Source organism: Escherichia sp. XD33 (assembly GCF_019375075.1).
GTDB classification, from domain to species: domain Bacteria; phylum Pseudomonadota; class Gammaproteobacteria; order Enterobacterales; family Enterobacteriaceae; genus Enterobacter; species Enterobacter flexneri_A.
Window position 1 is genome coordinate 92,332 of sequence record NZ_JAENDM010000015.1, and the last position, 10,192, is coordinate 102,523.

Sequence of the window (10,192 nt, forward strand, 5' to 3'; positions counted from 1 at the left end):
AAGCGAAGCGCTATCAGGCATTTTTCCCTAACCCGCCAAAAAGAACCTGAACGCCGGGTTATTGGTTTCGTCGTGGCAATCGTAGCCCAGCTCATTTAGCCGGGTTTCGAAATCCGGTTCATGGTCGCCGAGTTCGAACGCTGCCAGCACGCGCCCATAGTCGGTACCGTGGCTGCGATAGTGGAACAAAGAAATATTCCAGTGCGTACCCAGCGTGTTTAGGAAGCGCAACAGCGCGCCCGGTGATTCCGGGAATTCGAAGCTGTAGAGGCGTTCCTGCAACGGATGTGACGGACGCCCGCCGACCATATAGCGCACATGCAACTTCGCCATTTCGTCGTCGGAGAGATCCACCACGCTGTAGCCGCCGTCGTTGAGCATCTGCAAAATTTCTTTGCGCTCTTCGAGGCCGCGGCTCAGGCGCACGCCGACAAAGATGCAGGCGTTTTTGGCATCGGCAAAACGGTAGTTGAACTCGGTGACCGATCGCCCGCCAAGCAGTTGGCAGAATTTGAGGAAGCTGCCTTTTTCTTCCGGAATGGTCACCGCCAACAACGCTTCACGCTGTTCGCCCAGTTCGCAGCGTTCCGAGACGTAGCGCAGGCCGTGGAAGTTCACGTTGGCACCGGAAAGAATATGCGCCAGTCGTTCGCCGCGAATGTTGTGCAGGGCGATATATTTTTTCATTCCCGCCAGCGCCAGCGCGCCAGAGGGTTCCGCCACCGCGCGCACATCTTCGAATAAATCCTTCATCGCCGCACAGATCGCATCACTATCGACGGTGATGATGTCGTCGAGATACTCCTGGCATAAACGGAAGGTTTCGTCACCGATGCGTTTTACCGCTACGCCTTCAGCAAATAGCCCTACGCGCGGCAGATCAACCGGATGACCCGCATCCAGCGCTGCTTTCAGGCAGGCGGAGTCTTCCGCTTCTACGGCGATCACTTTGATTTGTGGCATCAGTTGTTTGATCAGCACCGCAACGCCCGCCGCCAGACCGCCGCCGCCGACTGGCACAAATACGCGGTCGAGATGGGCGTCCTGCTGGAGCAGTTCCAGCGCCAGCGTGCCTTGCCCGGCAATCACCATCGGATGGTCGAACGGCGGCACCCAGGTGAACCCCTGCTGCTGTGACAGTTCGATCGCTTTAGCTTTCGCTTCGTCAAAGTTCGCGCCATGAAGCAGCACTTCGCCGCCGAATCCACGTACCGCATCGACTTTGATGTCGGCGGTGGCGGTTGGCATAACGATCAGGGCCTTCACGCCTAACCGCGCAGAAGAAAACGCGACGCCCTGCGCGTGGTTACCCGCAGAAGCAGTGATCACGCCGTGCGCTTTCTGTTCTTCCGTCAGGCCCGCCATCATGGCGTATGCGCCGCGCAGCTTAAAGCTATGAACTGGCTGACGATCTTCGCGCTTCACCAGAATGACGTTATCAAGACGAGACGAGAGCTTTTCCATTTTTTGTAGCGGCGTGACCTGCGCCGCTTCGTAGACCGGCGCGCGCAGCACCGCTCTTAAATATTCGGCACCTTCCGGAGCACCGGACAGGGGTTGTGAGTCAGCCATCATTAATCCCCCAGTTTCGATTTATCGCGCACCGCACCTTTGTCGGCGCTGGTCGCCAGGCTGGCGTAGGCACGCAGGGCAAAGGAAACCTGACGTTCACGGTTTTTCGGCGTCCAGGCTTTGTCACCCCGAGCTTCCTGCGCTTCACGACGCGCCGCCAGTTCGGCATCGCTTACCTGTAACTGAATGCCACGGTTCGGGATGTCGATAGCGATCAGGTCACCATCTTCAATCAGGCCAATGCTGCCGCCGCTTGCCGCTTCCGGTGAGACGTGGCCGATGGAAAGACCAGAGGTGCCGCCAGAGAAACGACCGTCGGTGATCAGCGCACAGGCTTTACCGAGACCCATTGATTTCAGGAAGCTGGTTGGGTAGAGCATTTCCTGCATGCCAGGGCCGCCTTTCGGGCCTTCATAGCGGATCACCACCACATCGCCCGCGACAACTTTGCCACCGAGGATCGCTTCTACCGCGTCGTCCTGGCTTTCGTATACTTTCGCCGGGCCGGTGAATTTGAGGATGCTGTCATCGACGCCCGCGGTTTTCACGATGCAGCCGTTTTCAGCAAAATTACCGTAGAGCACCGCCAGGCCGCCGTCTTTGCTGTAGGCGTGTTCCAGCGAGCGGATACAGCCGTTTGCGCGATCGTCATCGAGAGAATCCCAACGGCAATCCTGCGAGAATGCCTGTGTAGTACGAATGCCCGCAGGGCCTGCGCGGAACATATTTTTTACCGCGTCATCCTGGGTCAGCATAACGTCGTATTGTTCCAGCGTTTGCGGCAACGTCAGGCCAAGTACGTTTTTCACATCACGGTTCAGTAACCCCGCGCGATCCAGTTCGCCGAGAATACCGATAACACCACCAGCACGGTGAACATCTTCCATATGGTATTTCTGGGTGCTCGGCGCAACTTTACACAGCTGTGGAACCTTGCGGGAAAGCTTATCGATATCACTCATGGTGAAGTCGATTTCCGCTTCCTGCGCCGCCGCCAGCAGGTGAAGTACGGTGTTAGTCGATCCACCCATCGCGATATCCAGCGTCATGGCGTTTTCAAACGCCGCCTTACTGGCGATATTACGCGGCAGTGCACTTTCGTCGTTTTGCTCGTAATAACGTTTGGTCAATTCAACAATGCGTTTACCAGCATTAAGGAACAGCTGCTTACGGTCCGCGTGGGTTGCCAGCAGCGAGCCGTTGCCTGGCTGCGACAAACCCAGCGCTTCGGTCAGGCAGTTCATTGAGTTAGCGGTAAACATCCCGGAGCAGGAACCGCAGGTTGGGCAGGCGGAACGTTCAACCTGATCGCTCTGGGAGTCAGAAACTTTCGGGTCTGCGCCCTGGATCATCGCATCAACCAGATCGAGCTTGATGATCTGCTCGGACAGTTTGGTTTTCCCGGCTTCCATCGGGCCGCCGGAAACAAAGATCACCGGAATATTCAGGCGCAGGGAAGCCATCAGCATCCCCGGGGTGATTTTGTCGCAGTTAGAGATGCAGACCATGGCGTCGGCGCAGTGGGCGTTGACCATATACTCAACGGAATCAGCGATCAGTTCGCGAGATGGCAGTGAATAAAGCATCCCCCCGTGGCCCATAGCAATCCCATCATCCACCGCAATGGTGTTGAACTCTTTGGCAACGCCGCCAGCCGCTTCAATTTGTTCGGCGACCAGTTTACCGAGATCGCGCAGATGGACGTGACCCGGTACAAATTGGGTGAACGAGTTCACAACCGCGATAATCGGCTTGCCAAAATCGGCATCGGTCATTCCGGTGGCGCGCCACAGCGCACGAGCACCCGCCATATTACGACCATGAGTGGTGGTGGCGGAACGGTACTTAGGCATACTTTATTTACTCCCAGTGTCTGTCTCGTAAATGGGACGGTGCGTGCCGTCCCATTTTTTGTATTTATTGATTAACTTGATCTAACCAGCCCCATTTATCTTCGGTTTCGCCAGTGAAGAGGCCGAAGAAGGCTTGCTGAATGCGTTTGGTAACCGGACCGCAACGGCCTTCACCAACCTGAATACCATCTACGCTGCGCACTGGCGTGATTTCTGCCGCAGTACCGGACATAAACACTTCATCCGCCAGGTACAGTGATTCGCGCGACAGAACCTGCTCACGCACTTCAATTCCCAGCTCTTTCGCCAGTTTGATGATGGCATCACGGGTAATACCCGGCAGCGCGGAGGAGGTGAACGGTGGGGTGAACAGCACGCCGTCTTTCACTTCAAACAGGTTTTCGCCTGCACCTTCAGAGATGTAGCCATTCACATCCAGCGCGATACCTTCCTGATAACCGTGGCGGCGCGCTTCGCTACCCACCAGCAGGGAAGAGAGGTAGTTACCACCGGCTTTTGCCGCCGTCGGGATGGTGTTTGGTGCTGCGCGGTTCCAGGAGGAAACCATCGCATCGATCCCCTGCTCCAGCGCTTCTGCGCCCAGATACGCTCCCCACGGGAAAGCAGCGATAATCACGTCGGTTGAGTATCCCGCTGGCGGGTTTACGCCCATGCCAACATCACCAACGAAGATCAGCGGACGGATATAGGCGCTGGTGAGATTGTTTTTGCGGATCACGTCACGACAAGCTTCCATCAGCTCATCAATGCTCTGCGAAACCGGGAAGCGATAGATTTTGGCGGAGTCATGCAGACGCTGCATATGCTCACGATGGCGGAATACAACCGGTCCTTTGTGCGAGTCGTAGCAACGGATGCCTTCAAAAACCGAAGTGCCATAGTGCAGCGCGTGCGACATCACATGCACCTTCGCGTCTTCCCAGCGAACCATCTCCCCATTGAACCAAATGTAATCAGCTTTCTTCGTGGTCATTTTTATATTCCTTTTGCGCTCAGGCGCGGATTTGTTGTGATGTGGTTGTGCTCTGGCAGATGGCAACGTGTGCGACGTCCACCAGTTTATTTAACTGACTAAACAGTAAGTCGACCGACCGTGGGCTGGCAACGGTCAATTCGATATTTATATTTTGTGCATCGCTGGCGGCAGCCATATTCATTGAGCAGACGTGGAAACCACGATGACGCACCACGCGTAAAACACGTTCTAAGGTTTCCGGATTGAAGCGAGCCGATACATTGACCTGATGTTGCATCATGATAATTTCTCCAACATTTCTGAATTACTGGCGCCAGGCGGCACCAGCGGCCAGACGTTCTCAAGTTCGTCGATTGAGACATGAAGCAGGTATGGCCCATCACTGTTCAGCATGGTGTCGAGTGCCGCTTCAACCTGGTCTTTACGGGTGATGTGTTGGCCAGGGATGCCGAAGGCGCTGGCTAACATGAGGAAATCGGGGTTATCAGTAAGGGTGGTTTCGCTGTATCGTTCCTGAAAAAACAGTTGCTGCCATTGTCGAACCATCCCTAACCGTTGGTTATCGAGTAAGACGATTTTCAACGGTAACTGCTTGCGTTTTACGGTGCCCAGCTCTTGCACATTCATCATGAAAGAGCCGTCACCGGAGATACAGACGACAGTATCGTTCGGTCGTGCGACTTGTGCGCCAACCGCCGCTGGTAAACCGAAACCCATGGTGCCTAAGCCGCTGGAGGTAATGAAATTTTCCGGGCGAGTGTGTGCGATGTGCTGCGCGGCCCACATCTGGTGCTGCCCCACATCTGTGGTCACGACGCAATCCGCAGGTTTACGATCCGACAGTTGTTTTAACAACAACGGCGCGTAGATAGCGTCACCGGGATGGTCGTAACGCCAGGTATGTTCATCACGCAGCTGCGCGCAGTATTGCTGCCAGTCATTGATATTTAACGGCTGCTGTAATGCTGGTAACAGAGCATTTAAATCACCTTGTAATGCCACATGTGCCTGACGCAGCTTGTTCATTTCTGCCGGGTCGATATCCATATGGATAACACTGGCGTGTGGTGCGAAGGTGTTCAGTTTGCCGGTCACCCGGTCATCAAAACGTGCACCCACGGCGATCAGCAAGTCGCACTCCTGCACCGCGAAGTTCGCCGCTTTGGTGCCATGCATTCCCAGCATGCCCAGATAGTACGGATAATCTGCTTCAACTGCGCCCAGCCCTTTCAGCGTGCAGGTGGCAGGCATTTTTGTGGTAGCGAGAAATTCTCGTAAAGCAGGAACTGCCTGCGCCATACCCACGCCACCACCAACGTACAGCATCGGTTTTTGCGCTTTTGCCAGCATCTGGCGCGCTTGCTCAACTTCGGCATGTGGGAAAGTCACTTCGTTTTCAACGGTGGTGAACCACGGTTCCAGGTCACCGCTGGCTAGCTGGATATCTTTTGGGATATCGACCAGAACCGGACCAGGACGACCTGAGCTGGCAACGTCGAATGCTTCAGCCATAATGCGCGGCAACTCTTCCAGCGACTGCACCAGAAAGCTGTGCTTGGTACAGGCTAACGACAATCCCAGGACATCCACTTCCTGAAATGCGTCCGTGCCGATAAACGGTGCGGACACTTGACCGGTGATGGCAACAACAGGGATAGAATCTAACAGTGCGTCCGCAAGCCCGGTTATCAGGTTGGTTGCGCCCGGACCAGACGTGGCGATACATACGCCAGTTTTGCCGGTAGCACGGGCATAACCGATAGCCGCCATTGCCGCACCCTGCTCATGTCGGCACAGCAAGTGCTCCACGCCGCCGTCATACAATGCATCGTAAACCGGCATAATTGCGCCACCCGGATAACCGAAAACGGTGTTCACACCCTGTGCCCGCAACGCATGTACCACCCACTGTGCGCCATTCATAGTTAGTTCCCCGTCCTGAATCTTGAGAAACAGAATTTTGTGCTGTTATTCATTGTCTGCTCCTCGGTTATGTTTTTAAGGTCAAAAAAAACCCCCGGACCTTTCGGTGCGGGGGTCTTAGTTCGTTAAGGCTTGATCTCTAAGCCTTTCCTCGTCCAAGTGCAGCCCCGCACGGTGGGATAATAATCACCACCACGCTAATCACGACCAGGCTAATCACTCGTAGAAGGGCTGTCATTTTGTCTTTTCTTGCATCTTGTTCGAAGGAATGCCTAAAGAGTTACCATAGATTTTGCGAATAGCACAAGATATTTTTTGGCCGATTTTTATGATGCGTTTAATAATTTCAATAGAAATTGTTGTTTTTTAAAAAGAAAATAGTGAGTGAAAAAAATTCAATTTCAGTATGAATGTTGTTCCCTTCCTAGTAGTTCATCCTTTGTCCGCTGCATTTTTGCGAGCATCATTCCACCGCCAGAACAACTCAACTTCACTTGCACAAATAAACAGGAATCAGCCACTAAAATTCACGAATTAGCGGGCTACAGCAGCGATATCTTATGCACATAATAGTGACTCAAGGAGGGCTTATGTCACTGTCAATTGTTCATACCCGCGCAGCCCTGGGAGTAAATGCGCCCCCAATCACTGTTGAGGTACATATCAGTAAAGGTCTACCCGGCTTAACGATGGTGGGCTTACCAGAAACAACTGTAAAAGAAGCTCGCGATCGCGTGCGCAGCGCCATTATCAATAGCGGATATGAATATCCGGCGAAAAAAATCACCATCAACCTGGCTCCAGCCGATCTGCCAAAAGAAGGGGGACGATATGATTTACCTATCGCCATTGCGTTGCTGGCGGCCTCAGAACAGCTTACAGCCAATAAGTTAGATGAATATGAATTAGTCGGAGAACTGGCGCTTACAGGCGCTCTGCGTGGCGTTCCCGGCGCAATCTCCAGTGCAACTGAAGCTATTAAGTCGGGCAGAAAAATTATCGTCGCGAAAGATAACGAAGATGAAGTGGGGCTAATTAACGGTGAAGGATGCCTGATAGCCGATCATCTGCAGGCTGTCTGTGCGTTTCTGGAAGGTAAGCACGCTCTCGAACGCCCGAAACCAACTGATGCAGTATCCCGGGCGCTACAACATGATCTCAGTGATGTTATCGGTCAGGAACAAGGAAAGCGAGGACTGGAAATTACCGCTGCTGGCGGGCACAACCTTTTACTGATTGGGCCGCCGGGAACAGGTAAAACAATGCTCGCCAGCCGTATTAATGGCCTGTTGCCAGATTTAAGCAATGAAGAGGCACTGGAGAGTGCTGCGATATTAAGTCTGGTAAATGCTGAATCAGTACAAAAACAATGGCGGCAGCGCCCGTTCCGCTCACCTCATCACAGTGCATCGTTAACTGCGATGGTAGGCGGTGGCGCAATTCCAGGGCCCGGTGAAATTTCGCTGGCGCATAACGGCGTGCTTTTTCTTGATGAGCTACCTGAATTTGAACGGCGTACACTGGATGCCTTGCGAGAGCCGATTGAATCCGGGCAGATCCATCTTTCACGCACACGAGCAAAAATAACCTATCCAGCCCGTTTCCAGCTTGTTGCGGCGATGAATCCCAGCCCTACCGGACATTATCAGGGAAACCATAACCGCTGCACGCCAGAACAGACATTACGTTATCTCAACCGGCTCTCGGGGCCCTTTCTCGACCGCTTCGATCTCTCACTGGAGATCCCATTACCACCCCCCGGCATTTTGAGTAAAACGGTAGTGCCGGGAGAAAGCAGCGCCACCGTTAAACAACGCGTAATGGCCGCCAGAGAGCGCCAATTTAAGCGGCAGAATAAACTGAATGCCTGGCTGGATAGTCCGGAAATACGCCAATTCTGCAAACTTGAGAGCGAAGATGCGATGTGGTTGGAAGGAACACTGATCCATCTGGGGTTATCGATTCGTGCCTGGCAGCGGTTATTGAAAGTTGCACGAACCATTGCTGATATTGATCAGTCTGACATTATCACACGTCAGCATTTGCAGGAGGCAGTTAGCTATCGAGCGATTGACCGTTTGCTCATCCATCTGCAGAAACTACTGACATAAAAAAAGGGCATTTCGCCCTTTTTATTAATCGTCAGAATCGGTGTAGTCTTCAGCACCTTCAACCTGCGGTTTACCGCCGGAAAGGGTGTGAAAACGTTTTGGACGCTTAATACGCGTCATATACTTGGACCACACGCGTTCTGCTTCTGTCACTGGCTCACGTTCGCCACGGCATACTGCTACGAAGAGTTTCTCTTCCTCGGTAACCGGCTCGCGTTTGCCAAGATCCAACTCATTGAAGGCATAACCATGACGCTCAAGCAGTTGTGCCTCTTTGATGGTGAAATCACCATGACGAGAGAATCCACGTGGATAATGTTTATTGTCGAAATATCGATTAGTCGTCGTAAAGCTTTCCGCCATCCTGCACGCTCCTAATTCTTTGACCGAGCTAGTTATGGCGCGGAGTATTAGTTACGCTTGACAGAGTGTAAAACAAAACATTTAAATCATAACGACAAATAATTTTGCGGAGAGCACTGTGGATACGGAATTGTTAAAAACTTTCCTGGAAGTTAGCCGAACGCGTCACTTTGGTCGAGCGGCTGAATCGCTCTATCTGACCCAGTCAGCAGTGAGCTTTCGAATCAGACAACTGGAAAATCAACTGGGTGTGAACCTTTTCACCCGCCACAGAAACAATATCCGTTTAACCGCTGCCGGTGAAAAACTACTGCCTTATGCAGAAACGCTCATGAGCACCTGGCAGGCCGCCCGTAAGGAGGTGGCGCATACCTCACGACATAACGAGTTTTCTATCGGTGCCAGCGCCTCGTTGTGGGAATGTATGCTTAATCAGTGGCTGGGACGCTTGTATCAAAATCAGGATGCCCATACAGGCTTACAGTTCGAAGCGCGAATTGCCCAACGGCAGTCTCTGGTAAAACAGCTGCATGAACGCCAGCTTGATCTTCTTATTACCACTGAAGCGCCCAAAATGGACGAATTTAGTAGTCAGTTGCTGGGATATTTCACTTTAGCGCTTTATACCAGTGCCCCTTCAAAACTAAAGGGAGATCTTAATTATCTGCGACTTGAGTGGGGGCCAGATTTTCAACAGCATGAGGCAGGTTTGATCGGTGCTGACGAAGTGCCCATTCTGACAACCAGTTCTGCTGAACTGGCACAGCAACAGATTGCGATGCTTAATGGTTGCACCTGGCTACCCGTCAGCTGGGCGCGTAAAAAAGGCGGCCTGCATACCGTTGTCGATAGCACAACACTTTCACGGCCGCTTTATGCCATATGGCTGCAAAATAGCGATAAAAATGCGTTGATTCGCGATCTTTTGAAAATTAACGTGCTGGATGAAGTGTATTAATATGAATGGCTGGCAAGGATGCCGGTAGAAGGATTTACTTCGGAGAGGGTTATTTCAGATAAAAAAAATCCTTAGCTTTCGCTAAGGATGATTTCTGGCAGGGGCGGAGAGACTCGAACTCCCAACACCCGGTTTTGGAGACCGGTGCTCTACCAATTGAACTACGCCCCTAATTAGGGTGGCGGAACGGACGGGACTCGAACCCGCGACCCCCTGCGTGACAGGCAGGTATTCTAACCGACTGAACTACCGCTCCACCGAATTCTTTTACAACCACCGGTTTTATGACCGGCTTACTGCTTAATTTGATGCCTGGCAGTTCCCTACTCTCGCATGGGGAGACCCCACACTACCATCGGCGCTACGGCGTTTCACTTCTGAGTTCGGCATGGGGTCAGGTGGGACCACCGCGCTA

General features: G+C 52.9%; 10 protein-coding genes, 2 tRNA genes and 1 rRNA gene. 2 read left to right on the forward strand and 11 right to left on the reverse strand.

Features of this window, described 5'->3' with window-relative positions:
• Nucleotides 1–27: 27 nt before the first annotated feature.
• The 7 genes from ilvA to ilvL form a co-directional block, all read right to left on the reverse strand.
• Nucleotides 28–1,572: a threonine ammonia-lyase, biosynthetic gene (gene ilvA / locus K0778_RS11405; protein WP_001460158.1), complete on the reverse strand. Its 1,545-nt coding sequence runs from the start codon at nt 1,570–1,572 to the stop codon at nt 28–30.
• Nucleotides 1,573–1,574: 2 nt separating this feature from the next.
• On the reverse strand, nt 1,575–3,425 hold the full coding sequence (gene ilvD, locus K0778_RS11410) for a dihydroxy-acid dehydratase (protein ID WP_001127420.1): 1,851 nt from the start codon (nt 3,423–3,425) through the stop codon (nt 1,575–1,577).
• A gap of 64 nt (nt 3,426–3,489) precedes the next feature.
• Nucleotides 3,490–4,419, reverse strand: coding sequence for a branched-chain-amino-acid transaminase (ilvE, locus tag K0778_RS11415; protein WP_000208520.1), 930 nt, complete (start codon nt 4,417–4,419; stop codon nt 3,490–3,492).
• 19 nt (nt 4,420–4,438) lie between these two features.
• Nucleotides 4,439–4,702, reverse strand: coding sequence for an acetolactate synthase 2 small subunit (ilvM, locus tag K0778_RS11420; protein ID WP_000983255.1), 264 nt, complete (start codon nt 4,700–4,702; stop codon nt 4,439–4,441).
• The gene (gene ilvG, locus K0778_RS11425) at nt 4,699–6,345 is read right to left on the reverse strand and encodes an acetolactate synthase 2 catalytic subunit (RefSeq protein ID WP_001012624.1); all 1,647 of its coding nucleotides are present in this window, start codon (nt 6,343–6,345) and stop codon (nt 4,699–4,701) included. The genes ilvM and ilvG overlap by 4 nt, the downstream gene beginning before the upstream one ends.
• Nucleotides 6,346–6,347: 2 nt before the next feature.
• The gene (gene ilvX, locus K0778_RS11430) at nt 6,348–6,398 is read right to left on the reverse strand and encodes a peptide IlvX (RefSeq protein ID WP_001387183.1); all 51 of its coding nucleotides are present in this window, start codon (nt 6,396–6,398) and stop codon (nt 6,348–6,350) included.
• An 86-nt stretch (nt 6,399–6,484) separates the two neighbouring features.
• Nucleotides 6,485–6,583, reverse strand: coding sequence for an ilv operon leader peptide (ilvL, locus tag K0778_RS11435; RefSeq protein ID WP_001311244.1), 99 nt, complete (start codon nt 6,581–6,583; stop codon nt 6,485–6,487).
• A 352-nt stretch (nt 6,584–6,935) separates the two neighbouring features.
• Between ilvL and K0778_RS11440 the strand changes: the two genes are divergently transcribed.
• Nucleotides 6,936–8,456 (forward strand): YifB family Mg chelatase-like AAA ATPase, encoded by a 1,521-nt coding sequence (locus K0778_RS11440; RefSeq protein ID WP_000058964.1) that lies wholly within the window; start codon nt 6,936–6,938, stop codon nt 8,454–8,456.
• 24 nt (nt 8,457–8,480) lie between these two features.
• On the opposite strand, the gene maoP is transcribed toward K0778_RS11440, so the two are convergent.
• Entirely contained in the window at nt 8,481–8,819 is a 339-nt protein-coding gene (gene maoP, locus K0778_RS11445; protein ID WP_000841001.1) for a macrodomain Ori organization protein MaoP, read from the reverse strand.
• A gap of 118 nt (nt 8,820–8,937) precedes the next feature.
• Between maoP and hdfR the strand changes: the two genes are divergently transcribed.
• Nucleotides 8,938–9,777 carry an HTH-type transcriptional regulator HdfR gene (hdfR, locus tag K0778_RS11450; RefSeq protein ID WP_000379245.1) on the forward strand — a complete coding sequence of 280 codons (840 nt, stop codon included), beginning with the start codon at nt 8,938–8,940 and terminating at the stop codon, nt 9,775–9,777.
• 95 nt (nt 9,778–9,872) lie between these two features.
• On the opposite strand, the gene K0778_RS11455 is transcribed toward hdfR, so the two are convergent.
• From K0778_RS11455 to rrf, 3 genes are all read right to left on the reverse strand, one after another.
• Nucleotides 9,873–9,948 (reverse strand) — tRNA-Trp (locus tag K0778_RS11455).
• An 8-nt stretch (nt 9,949–9,956) separates the two neighbouring features.
• A tRNA-Asp gene (locus tag K0778_RS11460) sits at nt 9,957–10,033 on the reverse strand.
• Nucleotides 10,034–10,087: 54 nt separating this feature from the next.
• Nucleotides 10,088–10,192, reverse strand: a 5S ribosomal RNA gene (rrf, locus tag K0778_RS11465); the annotation flags it as partial.